The sequence below is a fragment of the Klebsiella sp. KP20-425-1 genome (assembly GCF_025813515.1).
Classification (GTDB): Bacteria; Pseudomonadota; Gammaproteobacteria; order Enterobacterales; family Enterobacteriaceae; genus Klebsiella; species Klebsiella pneumoniae.
Map to the genome: position 1 here is coordinate 4,031,811 of NZ_CP109614.1, position 22,582 is coordinate 4,054,392.

The window sequence follows — 22,582 nt, forward strand, 5'->3', positions numbered from 1 at the left end:
ACGGAACCCGAAGTCCCGTGGTTAAACGCTTGTCCTCACCGCCGGTTAATGCGCGCTGGAAGTCACCTGACGTCCGGCTGCGCGATCCCAGATCACCGCGAGAATGGTCATCACGGCGGTGGGCATCAGCCAGGCCAGGCCCTGCTCCGCCAGCGGCAGACGCGCGGTCCAGTCCGGCAGAATCGCGGCAAATGCCGATGACTTAATCCCGTCAATGATACCAAACATCAGGCTGATAAACATGGCCGGCGCGATAACGCGGGACGAATTATGCCACCAACTGCGGGTAAAGCTTAATACAACCAGTGCGATACACGGCGGATAGATAGCGGTCAGCACCGGAATCGATACCTGGATCAGATGGCTAAGGCCCAAATTGGAGACCGCCATGGAGAACAGGCCGAGAACAAAGACCAGCGTGCGATAGGAGAACGGCAGATACTGGGCAAAGAACTCAGCGCAGGCGCAGGTCAGGCCCACCGCCGTCACCAGGCAAGCGATGAAGATCAGCGCCGCCAGCAGGAAACTGCCCGCCCCGCCGAAGGTGTGCTGCACGTAGGCATGGAGGATCGCCGCGCCGTTGGCGGACTGATCCACGAGAGTAGCGCTGTCAGAGCCCAGACGGAACAGCGCCAGATACAGCAGGGTCAGGCCGACGCCCGCCATCAGACCAGCCCAGACGGTATAACGGGTCAACAGACGCGCTTCGCTGACGCCGCGTGAGCGAGCGGCATTAACAATCACGATGCCGAACACCATCGCGCCGAGGGTATCCATGGTCAGGTAGCCGTTGACGAAGCCATTGGAGAATGGCGCCGTACGATACGCTTCCAGCGCGTCGCTGATCGGGCCCGCTGGCCAGATGATGGCGGCGACCGCCAGCACAATCAGGGCGATAATTTTCAGCGGCGCAAGGAAATTGCCCACGGTGTCCAGCAGTTTGCCCGGATAGAGGGAGACCAGAATCACCAGCGCGAAGTAAATAACGCTGTAGATCAGCAGCGGCAGCGGGCCGTCGCCGGTCAGCGGCGCAATACCGACCTCAAAGGAGACGGTCGCGGTACGCGGCGTCGCGAACAGCGGTCCTACCGCGAGATAGCACACCACCGCCAGCAGGATACCGGCCACTTTACCAATCGGGGTGCTCAGGCTTTCAACGCCGCCGCCGACTTTCGCCAGCGCCACCACCGTCAGCACCGGCAGACCCACCGCAGTGATCAGGAAGCCGATCGCCGCCGTCCAGACGTGCTCGCCCGCCTGTAAGCCAACCATCGGAGGGAAAATAATGTTGCCTGCGCCAACGAACAACGCGAAGGTCATAAAGCCCAACGCTATGATGTCGCGAGATTTTAACTGATGGGTCATAAATTCATTACTGCCTGTGGATGTGGTGTTGTAAAAAAAATGGAAAAATACCGCGCTCCCCTCTCAGGGACGATACAGCGGCCATTGCCGGTAAACTCAGCGAGATATGCTCCCGAAGCGGCGTGGGAAAGAATTGTTTTTGGTATTACCACGCAAAAGCAGTCTGTCATCGACTGCGCAGGCGCAATTTAAACGCTTATAACGTTTTAAAGCAAGGCACGATCGCAAAAGCAGATGATTATGCTGGTTATGTCTTTCACACCAGAATCATTTACCATATTGATAGAAAACCCATGGCTTATCATGCGAACAAAAAAGCAGCGCACGCTCATTAAATAGGCGAGAAAAAACGACTGCCAATGAAAATGACCAGCTGAAGCTGGTCATTGGCAAGATAAACTGACAGCGCGTCGATCAGGCGTCATTTTTGGCAATTAATCGTTCCGGGAGCAGGAAGCTAAAGCGGGTTCCCTTGCCCACCGTGCTGTCGATTTCCAGCCGGCTGTCATGATGGTTAACCGCGTGTTTGACGATCGCCAGTCCCAGGCCACTGCCCCCCGTTTGCCGGGAACGGGCTTTATCCACCCGATAAAAACGCTCGGTCAGACGGGGAATATGCTCTGGCGCAATGCCTGGCCCGTTATCCTCGACGCTGAACAGCGCTCCCTGCGGGGTCCGCTGCCAGCTGACGCGAATTTCGGTCCCCGGCGGGGTGTGGTTCACCGCGTTATAGACCAGGTTGGAGATGGCGCTGCGCAGTTGCTCCTCATTACCCAACACCTTGAGCTGCTCATCGACGGTGAAGATCAGCGTCTGTTTCTCCTGGCTGAGAGTTTGCGCCTCGCGCTCCACCACCCGCAGCATCATCGGCACGTCGATGCGATCATTCATCGCCAGCGCCGGCGCGGCTTCAATACGCGACAGCGTCAGCAGCTGCTTCACCAGACCTTCCATACGCTGAGTTTGCTCCCGCATGGTGTGCAGGGCTTTTTCTCGGGTCGCCCCCTCCAGCACCTGCTCCTGCATCATCTCCAGATAGCCCTGCAGCACCGTCAGTGGGGTGCGTAACTCATGGCTGACGTTGGCGAAAAAGTTCCGCCGCGCCCCTTCCAGCTGATGCATCTGCGTCACGTCGCGCGCCACCATCAGCCACTGCTTGTCGCTGTAGGGCATCACGCGAATTTCCAGATGACGGGCGTTATTCAGCACCAGATTGAGCGGCTTTGAAAAATCGCGCTGTTTCAGATAGTTGGCGAATTCGGGATAGCGCAGAAGGTTAAGAATGTTTTGGCCACTGTCGTCCGGCCAGCGCAGGTTTAGAATCTGCTGCGCCAGGCCATTACACCAGAAAATAGCCCCCTCTTCCGTGGTCAGGACGACCGCATCCGGCAGCGATTCCGCCCCGCTGCGAAAGCGTTTAATCAGGCTTCCCAGCTCGCGCCGACGCTTTTTATTACGCATCTGCATCTGGTGCAGACCATACAGCAGCGGCTCCCAACTGCCGCGGCCAGGCGGAGGAGTCATGCTCCGGTCCACCCACAGCCACCACGACAGGCGCATCAAATTCCAGAAATGCCAGATCAGCAAACCGGTCACTGCCGCCAGTAAAAACCACGGCAGATGACCCACAAACGCCCCCAGAATCAGGGCCGGAATACACGCTAAAAAGAGCTCCAGCGCCAGCCTTTTCCATGACAGCCGTTCCAGCACGGGTCACACTCCTGTCAAAATTCAGAAACGGGCGGAGAAACGATACCCCGTGCCGCGAACCGTTTGCACCATACGATCATGGCCACTGTGTTCCAGCGCTTTGCGCAGGCGGCGAATATGGACGTCCACCGTGCGGTCTTCCACATAAACGTTGGTCCCCCAGACGTGGTTCAGCAGCTGTTCACGGCTGTACACCCGCTCCGGATGGGTCATAAAGAAGTGCAATAATTTAAATTCCGTCGGTCCCATATCCAGCGGACTGTCGCCGGTCATTACCCGGTGCGATGAAGGGTCGAGGCTCAGCCCCTGCATTTCGATCACCTCTTCCACCGCCATCGGTGAAATACGGCGCATCACCGCTTTGATTCGCGCCACCAGCTCTTTCGGAGAGAAAGGCTTGGTGATGTAGTCATCCGCGCCGGTCTCCAGACCGCGAACGCGATCCTCTTCTTCTCCACGCGCGGTCAGCATCACTACCGGAATATCCCGCGTCATCGCCTCGCGCTTGAGCAGTTTAATAAACTGCAGCCCCGAACCGCCCGGCAGCATCCAGTCCAGGAGAATCAAATCAGGCCAGGGTTCATTGAGTTGATTCACCGCGCTGTCATAATCTTCCGCTTCGACAGGCTGAAAGCCATTTTGCTCCAGAACAAAGCAGACCATTTCGCGGATTGGAGCTTCATCTTCAACGACCAGAATTCTTCTCGCCATTATTTACCCTGTGTTTTTTAGCCATCAGTATAGAAGTGCGGCGTCATTATGCGTCACTTTTGTGACAGATTTATGAAAAAAATGACCGTCTGATGATCGGGTATTTTGAAGCACGACGCGGACTTACCCCTCACTAACAAGTGGTATACTGCCGCCCATGCTTTTTTCGCTAGGGAAGATTTATGCGCCTCCTTCACACCTCCGACTGGCACCTGGGCCAGAATTTTTACAGCAAAAGCCGCGCGGCCGAACACGACGCTTTTCTTACCTGGCTACTGGACCGCGCGCAGGAGCATGAAGTCGACGCCATTATCGTGGCTGGCGATATTTTTGATACCGGCTCGCCGCCGAGCTACGCCCGCGAACTGTATAACCGTTTCGTCGTCCAGTTGCAGCAGACCGGCTGTCGCCTGGTGGTGCTGGCGGGCAACCACGACTCGGTGGCGATGCTCAATGAATCCCGCGATATCCTCGCCTTTTTACACACCACCGTGGTGGCGAACGCCGGCTACGCGCCTATTGAGCTGCCGCTGCGCGACGGCACGCCGGGCGCCATCTTCTGTCCGGTGCCGTTTTTACGCCCGCGCGAGCTGGTGACCAGCCAGGCCGGTCACTCCGGTCGGGAAAAACAGCAGCAGCTGCTGCACGCCATCAGCGGCTATTATCAGGAGCAGTATCAGCAGGCCTGCGCGCTGCGCGGCTATCGGCCGCTGCCCATCATTGCCAGCGGCCATCTGACCACCGTCGGCGCCAGCAAAAGCGATGCCGTCCGCGACATTTACATCGGCACACTGGATGCCTTTCCGGCACAACACTTCCCCCCTGCCGACTACATTGCGCTGGGCCATATTCACCGGGCGCAGATGGTCGGCGGCTGCGAGCATATCCGCTACAGCGGCTCGCCGCTGCCGCTGAGCTTCGATGAAACCGGCAAAGCGAAATCGGTGCATCTGGTGAGCTTTAGCGAGGGGCGACTTAGCGCCGTGGAAACCCTGGAGGTGCCCGTGACCCAGCCTCTGGCGGTAATCAAAGGCGATCTGGCCGCCATCACCGCCCAGCTGGAGCAGTGGCGCGGCGTCGAGCAGGACCCGCCGGTGTGGCTGGATATCGAAATCACCACCGAGGACTATCTGCACGATATTCAGCGGCATATTCAGGCGCTAACGGAGGATCTGCCGGTGGAAGTGCTGCTGGTGCGCCGCAGCCGCGAGCAGCGCGAGAAAATACTGCTCAACGCCCAGCGGGAGACGCTCAGTGAACTGAAGGTGGAGGAGGTTTTCGAGCGCCGGCTGGCGCTGACCGAAATTGACGATATGAAGCGCGCCCGGCTGCATGAGCTGTTCGCCCATACGGTGCATACGCTCACCGCGGAGGATGAAAACGCATGAAAATCCTCAGTCTGCGTCTGAAAAACCTCAACTCCCTGAAAGGGGAATGGAAGATAGACTTTACCGCCGAGCCGTTCGCCAGCAATGGCCTGTTCGCCATTACCGGCGCCACCGGGGCCGGGAAAACCACGCTGCTCGATGCCATTTGCCTGGCGCTCTATCATGAGACGCCGCGCCTGAACAAGGTCTCCCAGTCGCAAAACGACCTGATGACCCGCGATACCGCCGAGTGTCTGGCGGAGGTCGAGTTTGAAGTAAAAGGCATCGCCTACCGCGCTTTCTGGAGCCAGAACCGGGCCCGTAACCAGCCGGATGGCAATCTGCAGGCGCCCCGCGTCGAGCTGGCGCGCTGCGCTGACGGCAAAATCCTCGCCGATAAAGTCTCGGACAAGCTGGAGCAAACCGCGACGCTTACCGGCCTCGACTATGGCCGCTTCACCCGCTCGATGCTGCTTTCCCAGGGGCAATTTGCCGCCTTCCTGAACGCGAAGCCGAGCGATCGCGCGGAGCTGCTGGAGGAGCTGACCGGCACGGAAATCTACGGCCAGATTTCAGCCATGGTCTACGAACAGCACAAAGCCGCTCGCCACGCGCTGGAGAAGTTCGAAGCCCAGGCGGCGGGCATCGTCCTGTTGACGGAGGCCCAGCAGCAGGCGCTGCAGGAAAGTTTGCAGGTACTTACTGACGAAGAAAAAGCCCTGCTGGCCCAGCAGCAGAGCCAGCAGCAGCAGCTCCAGTGGCTGACCCGCCGCGACGAGCTGGCGCAGCAGCAGCAGCAGGCCGCCACCCGGCAGCAGCAGGCCCGCCAGGCGCTGGCGGACGCCGCCCCGGCGCTGGCGAAGCTTGAGCTGGCCCAGCCCGCCGCCCAACTGCGTCCCCTGTGGGAGCGCCAGCAGGAGCAGACGGCAGGCCTGGCGCAAACCCGGCAGCGGATCAGTGAAGTAAATGCTCGCTTACTTGCCAGCACGGCGCTGCGCGCGCGCATCCGCCAGGGCGCCTTGCGCGCTCAGCAGCAGCGTCAGGCTGAATTGGCCGATCTGGCGCAGTGGCTGGCCGCCCATGAGCGTTTCCGCTTATGGGGTCAGGAGATCGCCGGCTGGCGAGCGCAATTCTCGCAACTGACGCGGGATAAACAACAGCTAACGGCTCAGAGCACCCGCCTGGCCGCGCTACGCCAGAAGCTGGCCACGCTGCCAGCCAGCCCTCTCACCCTGAGCGCGGATGACGTTGCCGCAGCGATAGAACAGCAAACCCAATCGCGGCCGCTGCGCCAGCGCCTGCTCTCCCTGCATGAGCAGCATCAGCTGCTGCGCAAGCGTCTGCGCCAGAACGCCGAGAGCGTCCAGCAGGCGCAGGCGGAGCAGGTAAAACTTAACGCTACCCTGACGCTGCGCCGGGAACAATATAAAGACAAAAACCAGCACTATCTCGACCTGAAGGCGCTCTGCCAACGGGAAGAAACGATTAAAGACCTGGAAAGCTACCGCGACCGGCTCGAGGCGGGTAAGCCCTGTCCGCTGTGCGGCGCCTGTGAACACCCGGCGATTGAACAATACGCCTCGTTGACGCTCACAGATAATCAGCGCCGCCGCGATGCGCTGGAAAAGGAGGTCGCCGCGCTGAAAGAAGAAGGCCTGCTGATCCTCGGGCAGGTCAAGGCCCTGACGCAACAGCTTCAGCGTGACACCGAAGCGGCCGGGCGGCTCGCAGAGGAAGAGCAAGCGCTTACTAAAGCGTGGCAGGAGACCTGCGCCTCTCTGCACATCACGCGGGATATTGCGCAAGAGATAAACGACTGGATGCAGGAGCAGGAGCGCTACGAGCAGCAGCTCTATCAGCTCAGCCAGCGCCTGATGTTGCAGAGTCAGCTTAACGATCAGCAGGCGCTGGAGCGCCAGGCCGAGCAGCAGCTGGCGGCCACGCGCCAGGGACTGGAGAGCGCCCTGCAGGCCCTGGCCCTGAGCCTGCCGGCAGAAGGGACAGAAGCCGCCTGGCTGCACGCTCGCGAAAGCGAATTTGCCCAGTGGCAGGCGCAACAGACCCAACATGATGCCATTCAGCAGCAAATCGCTGCTCTGCGGCCACTGCTGGAGACGCTGCCGACCAGCGACGAGACAGAGGTTGAAGCTGAGTCGGCCATCCCGGACAACTGGCGCGAAATCCACGAGGAATGCCTGTCGCTGCACAGCCAGCTTGTCGCCCAGCAGCAGCAGGAAACCCAGGAAAAGGCGCGTCTGGACCAGTCGCAGGCGCAATTCACCTCCGCCCTGGCCGCCAGCCGCTTTAGCGATCGGGAGGCGTTCCTCGCCGCGCTGCTGGATGACGAGACCGCCCAGCGGCTGACGCAGTTAAAACAGACGCTGGAGCAGCAGCTTCAGCAGGCGGCCGCGCTCTGCGAGCAGGCGACCCGGCAACATGAGGCGCACCTGGCGCTGCGTCCGCAAGGGGTGGACGCTGACGTCCCCACCCTGCAAACCCAGCTGCACGCCCTGGCCCAGCGGCTGCGGGATAACACTACCCGCCAGGGTGAGATCCGCCAGCAGCTCAGGCAGGACGCAGAGAGCCGTCAACAGCAGCAGGCGCTGGGGCAGCAGATTGCAGAGGCGGCGCAGCTGGCGGACGACTGGGGCTATCTCAATTCGCTGATCGGCTCCAGCACCGGCGACCGGTTCCGCAAATTCGCCCAGGGGCTGACGCTGGATAATCTGGTCTGGCTGGCAAACCAGCAGCTCAACCGCCTGCATGGCCGCTATCTGCTACAGCGCAAGGCCAGCGAGGCGCTGGAGCTGGAGGTTGTCGATACCTGGCAGGCCGACGCCGTGCGCGACACCCGCACCCTCTCCGGCGGCGAAAGTTTCCTCGTCAGCCTGGCGCTGGCCCTGGCGCTGTCAGACCTGGTGAGCCATAAGACGCGGATTGACTCCCTGTTTCTTGATGAAGGCTTCGGCACCCTCGACAGCGAAACGCTGGACACGGCGCTGGACGCCCTGGATGCCCTTAACGCCAGCGGTAAGATTATCGGGGTGATCAGCCACGTGGAGGCGATGAAAGACCGCATTCCGGTGCAGATCAAAGTGAAGAAGATTAACGGCCTGGGCTATAGCCGGCTGGACAAAGCGTTTGCGGTGGAGTGAGGTCTGAATTATGGCGATGTCCCCGCCCCCTAACCCTCTCCCTCGGGAGAGGGTTAGGGGGCGGGGAAGCGGTTCAGGTCCCCTGGAGCGGCCACAGCCAGGCCGCGCCGCGTACCCCGCTGGAGTCGCCGTGCATCGCTTTGCGGATCGGCGTTTCACACTCGCCGCCGAAGACCCACTGCTTCACCAGGTCCGGCACCGTCTGATACAGTCGTTCGACGTTACTCATCCCGCCGCCCAGCACGATAACGTCCGGGTCGAGGATATTCACCACGTGGGCCAGCGATTTCGCCAGCCGCTGTTCATAGCGGCTCAGCGCCAGTTCAGCCTTTTCGTCACCTTCTCCCACCAGGCGCATAATCTCGCTGCCGGTTAACCCTTTGCCGCTCAGCCGCTGATAGTCGGTGGCGAAACCGGTGCCGGAGATAAAGGTTTCGATACACCCCTGTTTGCCGCAGTAGCAAGGGACTTCCGCACGGTAGCGTAGCTCATCGTCGTTCATCCACGGCAATGGGTTATGTCCCCATTCGCCAGCGTTACCATTGCCGCCGATATGCGCCCGCCCGTTGAGCGCCACCCCGGCGCCGCAGCCGGTGCCGATAATCACCGCGAATACCGTTTGCGCCCCCGCCGCCGCGCCGTCCACCGCTTCCGACACCGCCAGACAGTTGGCATCGTTAGCCAGCCGGACTTCCCGCTCAAGGCGCAGGCTGAGGTCCTTATCAAAGGGCTGGCCGTTGAGCCAGGTCGAGTTGGCGTTTTTCACCACCCCGGTATAAGGCGAAATTGAGCCAGGAATGCCCATCCCCACGGTACCCTGCTGTCCGGTCGCCTGCTCGGCCATCGCCACCAGGGTGGCGATGGTCTCGATGGTTTGCCGGTAGTCCTCCCGCGGCGTGGGTAACCGGTGGCGAAACAGCTGCTCTCCCTGGTCGCTCAGGGCTATCACTTCGGTTTTTGTTCCACCTAAATCAATACCAATACGCACGCTCAGCTCCTCACCCCGATTAACAATGCAAGCATAGCGACAATTCGCTATCATGCCCGCCTGATTTAACGACAAAGCCGTGGAAATTATCATGCTGTGGTTCAAAAATTTAATGGTTTACCGTCTCAGCCGCGATATCGAATTGCGCGCCGAGGAGATGGAAAAACAGCTGGCCGAGCTGACATTTACCCCTTGTGGCAGCCAGGATATGGCGAAAACCGGTTGGGTGTCGCCGATGGGATCGCACAGCGACGCGCTGACGCATACGGCAAACGGCCAGATCATTATCTGCGCGCGTAAAGAAGAGAAGATCCTGCCGTCGCCGGTGATTAAGCAGGCGCTGGAGGCAAAGATCCAGAAGCTGGAAGCCGATCAGGGCCGCAAGCTGAAGAAGACCGAGAAAGATTCCCTGAAAGATGAAGTGCTGCACTCGCTACTGCCGCGCGCCTTCAGCCGCTTCAGCCAGACAATGATGTGGATCGACACCGTCAACGGCCTGATCATGGTCGACTGCGCCAGCGCGAAGAAAGCGGAAGATACTCTGGCCCTGCTGCGTAAAACCCTCGGCTCGCTGCCGGTGGTGCCGCTGACCCTGGAGAATCCGATTGAGCTAACGCTGACCGAGTGGGTCCGCTCCGGCACCGTGGCGCAGGGCTTCCAGCTGCTGGACGAAGCCGAGCTGAAAGCGATGCTGGAAGATGGCGGCGTGATCCGCGCCAAGAAGCAGGATCTGGTTAGCGACGAAATCGCTGTACACATTGAGGCCGGGAAGGTCGTCACCAAGCTGGCGCTGGACTGGCAGCAGCGTATTCAGTTTGTGATCTGCGACGACGCGTCAATTAAGCGCCTCAAGTTCTGCGATGAACTGCGCGACCAAAACGAAGATATCGATCGGGAAGATTTCGCCCAGCGCTTTGACGCCGACTTTATCTTAATGACCGGCGAGCTGGCTGCCCTGATCCAAAGCCTGGTGGAAGGGCTCGGCGGCGAAGCGCAGCGCTAAGCGCCGCTTTCCTTCCTGCCGGGCAGGAAGGAAAAAACAACCCGGCGGCAGACGCCGGGCGTCACGCTGGCTTACAGATAGCGGCACAGATAAGAGGTTGGCTCAGCCACCTGCAGATGAAATTCGCTGTTGCCTGGCACATTGAAAACTTCGCCGGCAGCGTAAACTTTCCACTCAGTCTCACCCGGCAGCAGGACATTCAGCGCCCCGCTGACTACCGTCATCTCTTCCGGCTGCGCCGTACCAAAGGTGTATTCCCCTTCCGCCATCACGCCAACGCTGGCGCGACCGGTACTGCTGCTGGTGAAGCCAATGGATTTCACTTTTCCGTCAAAGTATTCATTGCTTTGAAGCATAAACAAGCCCTTCTGATCGTCGGTTAAAGGCTCAATATAGGGGGCGCTCCTTGCCCCTGTCACGCGAAATTAACACATTAGACCAATAGTTCTGCCGCCAGTCGGGAAACCAGCACATTCGACAGCAAAACCGGAACATCGAGGGCTTTTTGTAACACATCGCGATGATGCTGATAGTAACCGAGACAGTCGAGGACCAGCACGTCGGCGCCCTGCTCCAGCAGCGTTTTGCCGGCGGTTAATAGCTCGCTGTCGCTGCCGGTAAACGGATTGGCCAGCGCGTAGTATGGCGGCTTTTCCAGCGAGAGCCACTTTTGCCGCTGCATGGGCATGATCTCTTCCACCGGCACGATCACCCCTACCTGGTGCCCATCGACGATCGATGCCACCAGCGGCGGGATGATCCGCTGCGGCTCGAGGAGGATCGCGTGGTGGGTGGTAAAACCGGTCAGCTGTTCGGAGCTGAGCAGCAGGATCACATCATAATGTTGTCGATCCAGCATCGCGATCGCGCTGCGGACATCGCGTTCAATTTTCTGTCGCGACACCATCACCAACTGGTTATTACTGAGCAAGGTCAGGAGTCCTTTCTCGCCGTCACCTACGGCGTACTCGGCCATTACCTCGTCAGGCGTCATCTCGCCCAGCAGGCTGATGTGGGCGATCTGTTCTTCCCTGATATGTTCGGTCAGGAGCGGCAATACTCCCGCCAGCGGCACAACGCCGATGGTCAAAATTGCCATCGTTGCACTACTCATATCATGTACCTTTTCACAACCACTGCTTCAACACAGGCTTTCCACACACAGCATCCGCCCCCCTGGTGAGTAAAAATCAACCGTCGAGAAGCGTAGCAGCTCCACGCCGCGGTTGAATGTAAAGATTGCCGGGCGGCGGCGCCGTGCCTGAAAAATCCGTGTGTTAGATATTCATTAGTACGACTGATAAATAAAAAATGTGAGATACGCCCGATATTGCCAGCATGGCGGGCAATTCGGGCTCAGGGGGTTACGACTTGTCAGGATCTTCATAACGCCGTTTGGCATCCACGGCTTCCTGCTCGGTAGGATGTTCGCTGATAAGCGAATCAGGCTCAGGATAATCCGCACGGAGCTGATACCAGGTCACCGTCTGACCCTGAGGACCTTTCTCTACCGCAACCACGCGCGCTTCTCTCGGATATGGGGGCCTGTTTGGCATAGTTCTTCCTTCTTCTGGTAGCAGAACTATTAAGTATAGGCGCCCCTCGCCGCCTTAATGTAAGTAAATTCTTAACTTACCGGGGTTGCCGTCGCGCTGCATAGCATGGACATAATCTGCTCCACCACCCGATCCGGCGAGGCCGTGGCATCCACAATATGGTGGGCAGCGTCCCGGTATAACGCTTCGCGCTGCGCCAGCACCTCGCCCACTTCCTCGCGCACCGGTTTTCCGGTCAGCGTCGGCCGCTGTTCGGCTTTCGGGTAGGCTTCCAGACGGTCAATCAGCGCCGACACCGAGGCCTGCAGATAAATCACCACGCCATTCTCCCGCATAAACTGACGGTTACCTTCCGCCAGCACAATACCGCCGCCGGTGGCGATTACCGTATTCGGCAGGGTCACGGCCTTCAGCGACAGGGTCTCCAGTTCGCGAAAACGCGCCCACCCTTCCGCCTGCACGATCTCAGCCACCGTCCGCTGCTCATGGGCCTGTAGCCGATGATCGGTATCGGAGAACTGAAAATGCCGCGCTCGCGCCAGCGCATGGCCGACGGTGGTTTTACCGCAGCCGCGTGGCCCAATAAGAAAGATAGGCTGTGTCATAACCGAAGACCCCCTGGTTCCGTCTGTCGCAAAAAAATGAAAACGAAAGCACGTATTATCGCTGTCTGTCCCGCAATGCATACGTAAAGAAAAAATTACACAACTTCTTTACACCCCATTACCACGGTGAGAAGAGGGGCTATTAATGTAAACTTATCATTGCATTTAGTGTTTAACCAGCTTTACTTTCCGCTTGGCGTTATTTTTTATCCACCGCTGGCGTAAACGGTAACACATTTATGCATAGCTTTACGAAGCAACATATTTACAACATCATGTTTCAGAAGCACCCTGATGCCTATTCGACAGTGTGACAGAGGAATGTAACATGCAATCTGAAGAACAACGCCTTATTGATGGACTGTTTTCCCGGCTGAAAGAGGCTGAGGCGCACAGCGCATCGCGCGATGCCAGCGCCGAGGAGCGGATTGCCCAACACGTGAGCGCGCAGCCGGCGGCCCCCTACTATATGGCGCAAACCATTCTTATCCAGGAAGCCGCGATTAAACAGCTTAACGATCGCATCCAGGCGCTGGAGAGTCAGGTCAGCCAACTGCAGGCGGCAAAGCCCAGCAGCGGCGGCTTCCTCTCTGGCCTGTTTGGCGGTGGCGGCTCGTCACGCGGTTCTGACCCTATCCCGGGCGCGGAGCAATATGGTCGCCCGCAGGCCAGCGCTCAGCCGCAGTATACGCCACCACCGCAGCAGAACTATGCCCCGCAGGCTGCCGCACGCGGCGGCGGCTTTATGGCGGGCGCGCTGCAAACGGCCGCTGGCGTGGCAGGCGGCGTGGTGCTGGGCAATATGCTGACCAATATGTTCAGCGGCTCGCACCCGCAGGAGATCGTCAATATCATCGAAGAGAAGCCGCAGCCTGATGCCGCCTCCGCGCAGGACAGCATCGCGCAGGACACCACCGCAGGTGACGATCCGTTCCGCCAGGGAGACGATCAGTTCCTTGCCGACAATACCTGGAACGACGACTTCGACGCCGGCTTTGGCGACGATGATTTTGGCAGCGATGACGATAGCTGGGTTTAACCCTGGCGACGCTTAACCGCCAGCAACCACTTCTCCAGCTCGGCGGCAAACTGTTGCCGATCGCGCTGCGATAAACTATCCGGGCCGCCGGTCTGAACGCCGCTGGCCCGTAATGTCTCCATAAAATCCCGCATCGTCAGCCGCTCGCGGATCGTCGCCTCGCTGTAACGTTCCCCGCGCGGGTTCAGCGCCGCCCCGCCCTTCGCCAGCACCTCCGCCGCCAGCGGGATGTCGGCGGTGATCACTAAATCTCCCGCCGCGCACTGACGAACGATTTCGTTATCCGCCACGTCAAAACCCTGCTCAACCCGCAGGGTGCGGATGAAACGCGACGGCGGCACGCGCAGCGGCTGGTTCGCCACCAGCGTCAGCGGAGTCTGGGTCCGCTCTGCCGCGCGGAACAAAATCTCTTTAATCACGTTCGGACACGCGTCCGCATCCACCCAAATGGCCATGCCAGCTCCTGGTACCTGCAATAAGTGACGCCAATGTTACCTGCTTTTCTCCCCCAGGAAAGCACCAGGATGGTAAGCTAATCAGATCGTAACGAAAAAAGCAGAGGGGAATGGTGATGGATAAGAAAATTGGCTTTATCGGCTGCGGCAATATGGGTAAGGCCATTCTGGGCGGGCTGATCGCCAGCGGTCAGGTACAGCCGGGACAAATCTGGGTCTACACCCCGTCGCCGGACAAGGTTGCAGCTCTGCGCGACCAGTATGGCATCAACGCCGCCAGCAGTGCCCAGGAAGTGGCGCAGATTGCCGATATCGTCTTCGGCGCGGTTAAACCGGGGATCATGACCAAAGTGCTGGGCGATATCGCCTCCAGCCTGAATAAAGAGTCGCTGGTGGTCTCTATCGCCGCCGGCGTTACGCTTGAGCAGCTGGCGCGCGCCCTTGGCCACGATCGCAAAATCATTCGCGCGATGCCGAATACGCCGTCGCTGGTTAACGCCGGTATGACCTCCGTCACGCCTAACGCCCTGGTGAGCAGCGAAGATGTTGCCGAAGTGCTGACTATTTTCCGTTGCTTTGGCCAGGCGGAGCAAATTGCCGAGCCGATGATCCATCCGGTGGTGGGGGTAAGCGGTTCGGCGCCGGCCTATGTCTTTATGTTTATCGAAGCGATGGCCGATGCCGCCGTCCTCGGCGGAATGCCGCGCGCTCAGGCCTATAAATTCGCCGCCCAGGCGGTGATGGGCTCCGCCAAAATGGTGCTGGAGAGCGGAGAACACCCAGGGGCGCTGAAAGATATGGTCTGTTCCCCTGGCGGGACCACCATCGAAGCCGTGCGCGTGCTGGAAGAGAAAGGGTTCCGCTCGGCGGTAATCGAAGCCATCACCCAGTGTATGGAAAAATCAGAGAAACTGAGCCGCTCCTGAAGCTGAGCCGGCGGGCTTCAAGCCCTGAGAGGTTAAAGAACAAGGGAGCGCGTGCGCTCCCTTTTTTTCAGGCTTTCTTCAGGCAGCTACTCATGAAGGTACTGCGTTCATCGCCCTTCAGTGATTTCGCCGTGGCCGCTTTGCTGCAGTCGCTCATTTTCTGCTGCTGAGGGGTGAGCGCCTTTCCCTGCGAGGTCGTGGTCTCTTTTTTCAGACACTGGCTCATAAAGGTTTTGCGCTCCTCACCTTTCAGCATTTTGGCTGACGCTTGCTGATTGCAGTCCGTCATCCTTTGCTGCTGAGGAGTGGGCCTTTTTTCTGCCGCGCCAACCGCGCTGATAAAGATCAAGCCAAACAGTAGGGTCATCAATAAAGTTATTTTCATCGCACCATCCTTCTGTGAGTGGAACGTTGTAAGTCTGGACGCAGATAGAAAAAAAACCAGCCGGTGACGCAATTTCGCCACCGGCAGCGACTTATTTGAGACTCAGGGCAGCTTTCATGGTCGTGAACAGGTCGGTCTGATCGGTCAGGCCGACGACGTTAGCCGCATGCGGACCGTAGGCCGCAATGCGCAGTTGGGTGCCGGTGTGCTCCATCGACTCTTCCTCAGAGTTGCCGTAGCTCATCACCATCACCGCGCCATCGTGCGTGTTCAGAGCCTGGGTCAGCCCCGGGGCTTTGCTATCCGCCGGGATGATCTGGCTGGCATGCGCATGGTCGGCGGTGACGATCACCAGGGTATTACCGTCTTTTCGCGCGAATTCCAGCGCCTTCTGCACCGCTTCGTCAAGATCAACCGTTTCGCCGATCTGGCCGCACGGATTGGCCGCATGGTCCTGCTTATCGATGGACGCGCCTTCGACTTGCAGGAAGAAACCTTTCTCGTTGCGACTCAGCAGGTCAATCGCTTTCTCCGTCATTTGCGCCAGCGTCGGCACCGAGGCGTCACGCTTCGGGTTTGGCGTACAGGTCACCGGCGGCTTATCGATATTACCGTGATAAGACGCCTTCGGCCCTTCCCAGCGTACCGGCATATTGCCATCGGCAAAGAGTCCCAGCAGCGGTTTATCCTGACTGGCTTCCGTCGCGGCGGCAAGAGAAGCCGAGTCGGTCACAATCTGGTAGCCGCGCGCTTGCGCCTGCTCGCGCAGGGTTTTGCCCTGCCACTCGCCCGCCGTCGCCGTTTCGGCAAAGGTCTTCGCGCCGCCGCCCAGGGTGACATCCGGTCGGGCGTTCAGCAGCTGTTCGGTAATGGAGCCTTTGCCCCCTTTTTCCAGCGCATTGCTGGGGCATTTTTCGCTGGTGACCGTCGGGCCGTAGCATTTACGCGATGTCACATGCGCTACCAACGCCGCGGGGGTGGCGTCCTGCAGCTCGGCGGTGGAAACGTTGCCGGTGGCCAGCCCCGCCGCTTTCGCCAGCTCGAGGATGGTCTGATGCGCATTCTCATGAATATCGACGCCCAGCGCGCCGTTATAAGTCTTCACGCCGGTGGTCCAGGCGGTGGCGGAGGCCGCCGAGTCGGTCACGTAGTCCGGTTTCCCGGTTTTTTTATCCAGCGAATAGTGCGTGTACTGCCCGGTTAACGGCAGAGCATCAATTCCTTTAAAGAAACCGCCCGCCCCCTCGGCATAGTTTCGCGCAGCGGTAATTTCCGAATCACCCATGCCATCGCCAATCAGCAAAATAACGTTTTTAGCTGGCTTATTGATTAACGAGGCGCGCAGCGCTTCGGTTTGATCGCCTGTTAAACGACGCGCGCCGCCAGGAGTGGTGATATCTCCCTGCGCAGCGCGATTTTCCAGAACCGGCGCAGCAGTAGTTTCTGCATGAATAACCGGCGAGCCCAGTAGAGGAATCAGGGCAATAAACAGGGCGCTTAATTTCACTTTTGTCATCTCCATGTAAAAAATACTTAAAAAAACAAAACGAGGGAGACTTTATAAAAGGGAGATGACAGAAAAATGACGGCATCCTTGTCGTGTCACAAAGACTAGCTACGAGGATGCCGCAACAGCTTCTTTAGATATTGCTGCAACAGCATCGCATCATGGTCGTTGACCGGCGGACAGGGGGTCACCTGGTCAATCGCCTGTTCAATATCCTGAATCAATGCCTGCTGGGCATCATGCTCCATATGGCGCAATAATGCGGTGACCACGATCTCCAGCGCTTCAACCTGCACCGTCAGTTCCTTTGCTTCTTCTTCCTTTTGCGCCAGTTTAACCAGTAACTCAGCAATGAGATTCTTCATAGCACCAGTTCCTTATGCGAGGCCTGTTTTGATTGGGATGTCATACGCGATGACGGACCTCAGAATTACTTAAATTAAGAATCATCGCAACACCCAATATACAGCGAAACGTTTTACCACAATAAAATACCACTATAAATAGTATTGTTTAATCATGACCGGGGTTGCTTATAACCAGATTGCCTGGAAAATAATAAAATGGAATAGCGTTCACGCCATGACGATAACAAAAAGTAATAGTAAATCCGCTGAGGCGAATAATGCTGACGGTATCGCAATAAATACCGTCAGCAGAGGTTCAGGCGTTAGCCCGGCGGGTTTGGCGCAGCATCCACGCCAGCTGCCAGAGGTTAATGAAAACGATAATGGCGGTGGCAATAAACACCCAGCGGAAGCCGGCCATGGCTGACACAGAGGCGCCAATTAGCGGCCCGGCGACGTTGCCCAGATACATAAACGACTGGTTATAGCCAAAGATACGCCCGGTGACGCTGTCGCTGCTGTACTTCAGCAATAAGGTCTGCACCGCCGGGAGCATCGCGCCATCGGCAAAGCCGAGCAGAAAACGCAGCGTACCCAATTGCAGCGGGGTGGTGACAAAGGACATGGCGAAGAACATCACCACCGCGCAGCAGAGCGTCGCCAGCAGGATCCGCGAGGTGCCGATGCGGTCGCCAAGCTTACCCAACCGTGGCGCAGAAATCAGTGCCGACACGCCGGGCACCGCGGCGATCATCCCGGCCAGAAAAGCGATATTGTTGCTGTCCGGCGCCATCGACTTAATAAACAGCGCCAGAATCGGGCCGATTGAGCCGTTGCACAATTGGATCACCAGGGTGGTGAAGAACAGGCTGATCACCAGCCCCGGATAGGGCAAAGAGGCAAAGACTTGTTTCCCGGTGAGACGCTCGCTTTTGCTGACCTGCGGGCGAACGCCCTCTTTAATCAGAAACAGGGTCACCAGAAAACTGATGGTCAGCAGGATCGCCGTAATAAAAAAGACCATCCGCAGCCCGACGTGGTCCGCCAGGAAACCGCCCAGCAGCGGACCGCCGATCACCCCGCTAATTTGCGCCGTCGACAGCGTGCTTAGCGCCCAGCCGCTGCGCTCGCGCGGCACCTGGGAGGCCACCAGCGCCATGGCGTTGGGGATATAACCGGAGGTTAAGCCCATGATCGCCCGCAGGATAAACAGCTGCCAGACGTTGGTGGCGAAAGCCTGCAGTAAAATGGCAATCGCCATCCCCAACGAGGCGCGCAGCAGCATGAGCTTGCGGCCTTTACGGTCCGCCAGGCTTCCCCACATTGGCGAGACGATCGCCGAGACAAGAAAAGTGACGCTGAAGGTCAGCCCCGACCACATCGATAGCGCTTCATGCGAGGTGACGCCGAGCTGGGAGACGTAGAGGGGTAAAAAGGGGAGAATTTGACTGATCGCCAGGCCGGTAAAAAAGCAACCAAACCAGACGGAGATGAGATTAACCTTCCAGGATTCCATAACTACGCGTATTCATTAATGATTTGCCAATTATTATCTAGCTTAGCAATTTCATCCCACTGGTGTACTACCATAGATGCGCTGGCGGTGAGTTTGGTGTTTTATGGCTGCGGATGAGAGCCTGACGAAGCATTTTCTGGTCATTTAGGCTGCTCATAGCGCTTTATGCTCAAAAGCAGAAGCCCTGCCCGCGCATGCCGAAATGAAAATGGTTGGCGTGAGCCGCGTTGTACTCTGGCCCCAGCGCGTTACCGAAGTAATGGCAACTGCTGCTCAACAGCGCCGCCAGCCAGGGGCGCGAAGTCTCGCTCCGCCAGCCCTGCAGGACGCTAACGCGTCTACCGTCCGCCAGACGGAAACCGCTGACGTCCAGCGCGTCCGCCGTGGCGTGTTCACTGCGCCGCGCCTGTTGACGATGGTAAATATTGCGGCAGGCAAAGCTGCCGAGATGATCGATCTGACGCAGATCGCTCGCCATCAGCTGCCGGGTCAGCGGCTTCGCCTGCTGCTCGATGTACAGCGCGCTGCTCAGCGCCAGCGGGCAGCTGGCGAGAAAACTACTGCTCAGCTGCACCGAGCCAAAATTCGCCACCCGCACCACGTTACGCAGAGGGCAGCTTCCCTCGCTGTCGGCCACCGGCCGGCTGGCGATAAGCCGCCGGCGATTGGCTTCCGCCAGCAGGGAGGCGCACTGGTCTGCCGTCAGCCTGCGCAGCTTAAACGACGTCAGCCAGCCCGGGGGATCGTCCAGCGCCAGCGGCGCCAGCGGATTCAGGTGCGGCGGCAGATTGCGGTATCCCAACAGGCCCGCGCCGAGCAGCCCGGCCAGCACCAGCAGCGTCTTTCCTCTCACGCCCACTCCCGTCAATTGATCAGGTAAATATTATGGCAGCCAGGCAGCGGTTTCACATGGTATGTTATGCCCTTTGATGTTATCTGGATGGAAGTTGAAATGGCAAAGATGAGGGTTGGGATCGTTTTTGGCGGCAAGTCGGCGGAGCATGAAGTGTCGCTGCAGTCAGCGAAGAATATCGTGGAAGCGATTGATAAATCGCGCTTCGATGTGGTTCTGTTGGGTATTGATAAACAGGGGCTGTGGCACATCAACGACGCCGGCAACTACCTGCTCAACGCACAGGATCCTGCCCGCATTGCCCTGCGCCCTTCCACGGTGACTCTGGCGCAGATCCCGGGCCGCGAAGCGCAGCAGCTGATTAACGCCGAAAGCGGCCAACCGCTGGCGGCCATCGATGTGATTTTCCCGATCGTCCACGGCACGCTGGGTGAAGATGGCTCCCTGCAGGGGATGCTGCGCATGGCGAATCTGCCGTTCGTCGGCTCCGATGTGCTGGGCTCTGCAGCCTGTATGGACAAAGACGTGACCAAACGTCTGCTGCGCGACGCCGGGCTCGCCGTCGCCCCGTTTATCACACTCACCCGCGCCAACCGCGCGCAGTTCAGCTTTGCCGATGTCGAAGCGAAGCTTGGCCTGCCGCTGTTCGTTAAGCCGGCTAATCAGGGCTCGTCGGTTGGCGTCAGCAAAGTTAAAAACGAAGAGCAGTACCATCAGGCGGTGGCCCTGGCCTTCGAATTTGACCATAAAGTGGTGGTGGAGCAAGGCATTAAAGGGCGGGAAATTGAGTGTGCGGTGCTGGGTAACGACCACCCGCAGGCCAGCACCTGCGGTGAAATCGTCCTCAACAGCGAGTTTTACGCCTACGACACCAAGTATATCGACGATCAGGGCGCGCAGGTGGTAGTCCCGGCCGCTATCGCCCCTGAGATCAACGACAAAATTCGCGCTATCGCGGTGCAGGCCTACCAGACCCTGGGCTGCAGCGGCATGGCTCGTGTCGACGTGTTCCTCACCGCCGACAACGAGGTGGTGATCAACGAGATCAACACCCTGCCGGGCTTTACCAACATCAGCATGTATCCGAAGCTGTGGCAGGCCAGCGGTCTCGACTACACCAGCCTGATCACCCGCCTGATTGAGCTGGCGCTGGAGCGCCATGCCGCGGACCGGGCGCTGAAAACCTCCATGAACTAAAACGCGTTTTACCCCGCCTGGCAGCGGCGGCCTCAGGCCTCTTCTGCCGGGCGGCGGCGGATCACAAAGCCCGCAATCCAGAAGCTAATGACCCAGGTGATCAGACCGACGGCGTAGGATTGCCACCCCTGTGTTTCAAACCCCAGCAGCCCCACCACGCCATTAAGAATAAAAATCAACCCCAGCGCCACGGCGTAGTAGTGCCAATCGCGGCGAATTTTATCAGTGAGCTTCATGCGGCCTCCAACAGCAAAAAACGCATCTTCGCATAGCCGCCCGCGGCGGTCTGTAGCGATATGGAGAATGTTGCTGGATTGCGACGCCGCTCTCCCTTTTGTGCTCCTGTGGCGCGGTTAACACAACGGCGAAAACAGGATTATTCCTGGACGGCAATTACCAGCAATCTGATACTGATGATGGCCCCTGACTGCCAGAATACCTGACATAGAGCTGGAGAAAAAACCAGCAGCGCAGATGTGGGAGGGCCTATGGCTGAATTCAGTTTTTCAAAATCGCTTTTGGGAAATAAAAAAAGGGGCGCGCTGACCGGCAGCCATGTCGCCTACGGGCTGTTCGTGTTGATCTGCTGCTGGGCCGGCGCGCAGATGCTCAGCATGCTGATCCACGCCCCGGGGGTATTTGAACGCCTGATGCAAGCCCAGGACGCCAGCCGTCCGCAAGTCGACATCAGCCTCGCCGTGGGTACCCTCTTTGGTCTGATCCCTTTCCTGATCGGCTGCACGTTCATCGGGGTACTGGCGCTTATCGTGCGCTGGCGTCAGCGCCGTTAACGCCGCGCCATACAGTTTGCCCGCCGCTCATCAACCCGTTTCGCAAACCACGCCGTCGTCAGATTTCGGGTGATTTTTGGACTCTCCAGCTGGATCCCTGGCAACATCTCCCGCGGCAGGGTTTTGCCCGTCTTTTTCTCGGCGAGACGGAAAACCTGCTGATAGAGATCGGTCTTCTCAAACGCCAGGCTGTCGCCCTTTTTCAACTGACGATGGATCTCGCTGTCGCTCATCCCCAGCTGGCTCGCCAGGCGACGCACCGCCAGCTCGGTGCTGCCCGGCTCCTCGCTGTCGTAGCGGATAAGGTCGCCGTCGAGCGCCAGTTTTACCCCGCTGGCTTTCACCACCGCGTTCTGGAAGGCGGCGTTACGGCTGGCATACCAGCCGGCGTTGAAGTCGGCAAAGCGGTACAATGGCGCACTATAACTGGCCGGATAGTTCAGCAGATGATAGGTGCCAAACCACAGGCCACCGCGCAGACTGAAGACCTCCTGGCGCACCGTGCCGTTCATTTTCCACGGGTAGCCGGAGGTGTGCTGCTCGGCAAAAGCAATGCTGACCTGCATCGGCCCCCCGGTGTGCACCGGGTTAAGGGAACCGAACAGCTTCTGCCCCATCGGCACCATCCCGATAAAGTCATCAAAAATGGCGCTCAACTGCTTTTCCGTCTTCACATTGTCCAGACGGTCGCTATAGCTTTTACCGTTTGGCGAGGTGATCTTCAGCGCGGTATGGACCAGAAACGGCGGAATGTGCATTTTTTCCGCCCGGCGGTCAATTTCCTGCCAGGCGATTTTATTCAGCCCCGGCACCACCGGATCGGACTGATAGTTAGACTCTTGCTGCGCGACCGCCAGCACCGAGCAGACGTTTTCTTCCGTCGGCGCCAGCTTCTGGCTGTCAAACGCGGTGGCGATGGCTTGCGCCCAGGCCTCCCGATCCTTGACGCTGGCCGGCATTTTCTGCCGCACCACCGACGCCACGTCAACAGGCTTCTCGCCCTCTTTCAGCGCCGGAGCCTGCTGGCTGGTACAGGCGCTCAGCGCCATGGCCGCCAGCAGCGTCAATGAAACGGGAATAATGCGCGATAAACGTGCGGCCATTAT

23 protein-coding genes are annotated in these 22,582 nt (G+C 58.8%); 7 read left to right on the forward strand and 16 right to left on the reverse strand.

From position 1 onward, the window contains the following. Positions 1-45 precede the first annotated feature (45 nt). From brnQ to phoB, 3 genes are all read right to left on the reverse strand, one after another. Entirely contained in the window at positions 46-1,365 is a 1,320-nt protein-coding gene (brnQ, locus tag OHJ17_RS19820) for a branched-chain amino acid transporter carrier protein BrnQ (protein ID WP_004144627.1), read from the reverse strand. A gap of 414 nt (positions 1,366-1,779) precedes the next feature. After that, on the reverse strand, positions 1,780-3,075 hold the full coding sequence (gene phoR / locus OHJ17_RS19825; protein WP_002890344.1) for a phosphate regulon sensor histidine kinase PhoR: 1,296 nt from the start codon (positions 3,073-3,075) through the stop codon (positions 1,780-1,782). Between the two features lie 21 nt (positions 3,076-3,096). Further along, a complete protein-coding gene (gene phoB, locus OHJ17_RS19830) occupies positions 3,097-3,786 on the reverse strand; it encodes a phosphate response regulator transcription factor PhoB (RefSeq protein WP_002890343.1) in 690 nt (229 codons plus the stop codon). 182 nt (positions 3,787-3,968) lie between these two features. Here phoB and sbcD point away from each other — a divergent pair, with 182 nt between their 5' ends. Both sbcD and sbcC read left to right on the forward strand, forming a co-directional pair. Then, a complete protein-coding gene (sbcD, locus tag OHJ17_RS19835; RefSeq protein WP_032432655.1) occupies positions 3,969-5,174 on the forward strand; it encodes an exonuclease subunit SbcD in 1,206 nt (401 codons plus the stop codon). Further along, positions 5,171-8,308: an exonuclease subunit SbcC gene (gene sbcC, locus OHJ17_RS19840; RefSeq protein WP_023300788.1), complete on the forward strand. Its 3,138-nt coding sequence runs from the start codon at positions 5,171-5,173 to the stop codon at positions 8,306-8,308. Before sbcD ends, sbcC begins: the two co-directional genes overlap by 4 nt. 73 nt (positions 8,309-8,381) lie before the next feature. Here the strand turns inward: sbcC and mak are convergent, their stop codons facing one another. After that, positions 8,382-9,296, reverse strand: coding sequence for a fructokinase (mak, locus tag OHJ17_RS19845; RefSeq protein ID WP_002890286.1), 915 nt, complete (start codon positions 9,294-9,296; stop codon positions 8,382-8,384). 91 nt (positions 9,297-9,387) lie between these two features. Between mak and rdgC the strand changes: the two genes are divergently transcribed. Further along, positions 9,388-10,299, forward strand: coding sequence for a recombination-associated protein RdgC (rdgC, locus tag OHJ17_RS19850; protein ID WP_002890285.1), 912 nt, complete (start codon positions 9,388-9,390; stop codon positions 10,297-10,299). A gap of 71 nt (positions 10,300-10,370) precedes the next feature. On the opposite strand, the gene ppnP is transcribed toward rdgC, so the two are convergent. From ppnP to aroL, 4 genes are all read right to left on the reverse strand, one after another. Beyond that, positions 10,371-10,655, reverse strand: a complete 285-nt coding sequence (gene ppnP, locus OHJ17_RS19855) for a pyrimidine/purine nucleoside phosphorylase (protein ID WP_002890284.1) — start codon at positions 10,653-10,655, stop codon at positions 10,371-10,373. 77 nt (positions 10,656-10,732) lie between these two features. Further along, complete coding sequence (locus OHJ17_RS19860; protein WP_072196906.1) at positions 10,733-11,413, reverse strand: AroM family protein; 681 nt, start codon at positions 11,411-11,413, stop codon at positions 10,733-10,735. 250 nt (positions 11,414-11,663) lie between these two features. After that, the gene (locus OHJ17_RS19865) at positions 11,664-11,855 is read right to left on the reverse strand and encodes a YaiA family protein (RefSeq protein WP_002890278.1); all 192 of its coding nucleotides are present in this window, start codon (positions 11,853-11,855) and stop codon (positions 11,664-11,666) included. A gap of 71 nt (positions 11,856-11,926) precedes the next feature. Further along, positions 11,927-12,460 (reverse strand): shikimate kinase AroL, encoded by a 534-nt coding sequence (aroL, locus tag OHJ17_RS19870; protein WP_002890276.1) that lies wholly within the window; start codon positions 12,458-12,460, stop codon positions 11,927-11,929. A 328-nt stretch (positions 12,461-12,788) separates the two neighbouring features. Here aroL and OHJ17_RS19875 point away from each other — a divergent pair, with 328 nt between their 5' ends. Beyond that, entirely contained in the window at positions 12,789-13,499 is a 711-nt protein-coding gene (locus tag OHJ17_RS19875) for a DUF2076 domain-containing protein (RefSeq protein ID WP_002890273.1), read from the forward strand. Here OHJ17_RS19875 and OHJ17_RS19880 read toward each other — a convergent pair. After that, positions 13,496-13,954, reverse strand: coding sequence for a YaiI/YqxD family protein (locus OHJ17_RS19880; RefSeq protein ID WP_002890230.1), 459 nt, complete (start codon positions 13,952-13,954; stop codon positions 13,496-13,498). The two genes, OHJ17_RS19875 and OHJ17_RS19880, sit on opposite strands and share 4 nt — an antisense overlap. 116 nt (positions 13,955-14,070) lie before the next feature. Between OHJ17_RS19880 and proC the strand changes: the two genes are divergently transcribed. After that, on the forward strand, positions 14,071-14,880 hold the full coding sequence (proC, locus tag OHJ17_RS19885; protein ID WP_002890227.1) for a pyrroline-5-carboxylate reductase: 810 nt from the start codon (positions 14,071-14,073) through the stop codon (positions 14,878-14,880). A 67-nt stretch (positions 14,881-14,947) separates the two neighbouring features. Here the strand turns inward: proC and OHJ17_RS19890 are convergent, their stop codons facing one another. The 5 genes from OHJ17_RS19890 to OHJ17_RS19910 all read right to left on the reverse strand — a co-directional run bounded on the left by OHJ17_RS19890 (position 14,948) and on the right by OHJ17_RS19910 (position 19,488). Beyond that, positions 14,948-15,265, reverse strand: coding sequence for a PsiF family protein (locus tag OHJ17_RS19890; RefSeq protein ID WP_032432652.1), 318 nt, complete (start codon positions 15,263-15,265; stop codon positions 14,948-14,950). Positions 15,266-15,356: 91 nt separating this feature from the next. Next, positions 15,357-16,787, reverse strand: coding sequence for an alkaline phosphatase (phoA, locus tag OHJ17_RS19895; protein WP_032432650.1), 1,431 nt, complete (start codon positions 16,785-16,787; stop codon positions 15,357-15,359). Positions 16,788-16,876: 89 nt separating this feature from the next. Further along, a complete protein-coding gene (iraP, locus tag OHJ17_RS19900; RefSeq protein ID WP_002890221.1) occupies positions 16,877-17,137 on the reverse strand; it encodes an anti-adapter protein IraP in 261 nt (86 codons plus the stop codon). 298 nt (positions 17,138-17,435) lie between these two features. Next, a complete protein-coding gene (locus OHJ17_RS19905; protein ID WP_002890219.1) occupies positions 17,436-18,635 on the reverse strand; it encodes a multidrug efflux MFS transporter in 1,200 nt (399 codons plus the stop codon). A 169-nt stretch (positions 18,636-18,804) separates the two neighbouring features. Next, positions 18,805-19,488: an extensin-like domain-containing protein gene (locus tag OHJ17_RS19910; RefSeq protein ID WP_004151347.1), complete on the reverse strand. Its 684-nt coding sequence runs from the start codon at positions 19,486-19,488 to the stop codon at positions 18,805-18,807. A gap of 99 nt (positions 19,489-19,587) precedes the next feature. Here OHJ17_RS19910 and ddlA point away from each other — a divergent pair, with 99 nt between their 5' ends. Continuing rightward, a complete protein-coding gene (gene ddlA / locus OHJ17_RS19915) occupies positions 19,588-20,685 on the forward strand; it encodes a D-alanine--D-alanine ligase (protein ID WP_004151348.1) in 1,098 nt (365 codons plus the stop codon). Positions 20,686-20,717: 32 nt separating this feature from the next. Here the strand turns inward: ddlA and OHJ17_RS19920 are convergent, their stop codons facing one another. Continuing rightward, positions 20,718-20,921 carry a DUF2754 family protein gene (locus OHJ17_RS19920; protein ID WP_002890215.1) on the reverse strand — a complete coding sequence of 68 codons (204 nt, stop codon included), beginning with the start codon at positions 20,919-20,921 and terminating at the stop codon, positions 20,718-20,720. Positions 20,922-21,173: 252 nt separating this feature from the next. Between OHJ17_RS19920 and OHJ17_RS19925 the strand changes: the two genes are divergently transcribed. Then, entirely contained in the window at positions 21,174-21,476 is a 303-nt protein-coding gene (locus tag OHJ17_RS19925) for a YaiY family protein (protein ID WP_002890210.1), read from the forward strand. Here OHJ17_RS19925 and OHJ17_RS19930 read toward each other — a convergent pair. After that, positions 21,473-22,579 carry a DUF1615 domain-containing protein gene (locus OHJ17_RS19930; protein WP_002890207.1) on the reverse strand — a complete coding sequence of 369 codons (1,107 nt, stop codon included), beginning with the start codon at positions 22,577-22,579 and terminating at the stop codon, positions 21,473-21,475. The genes OHJ17_RS19925 and OHJ17_RS19930 overlap by 4 nt on opposite strands. Between the last annotated feature and the right edge of the window lie 3 nt (positions 22,580-22,582).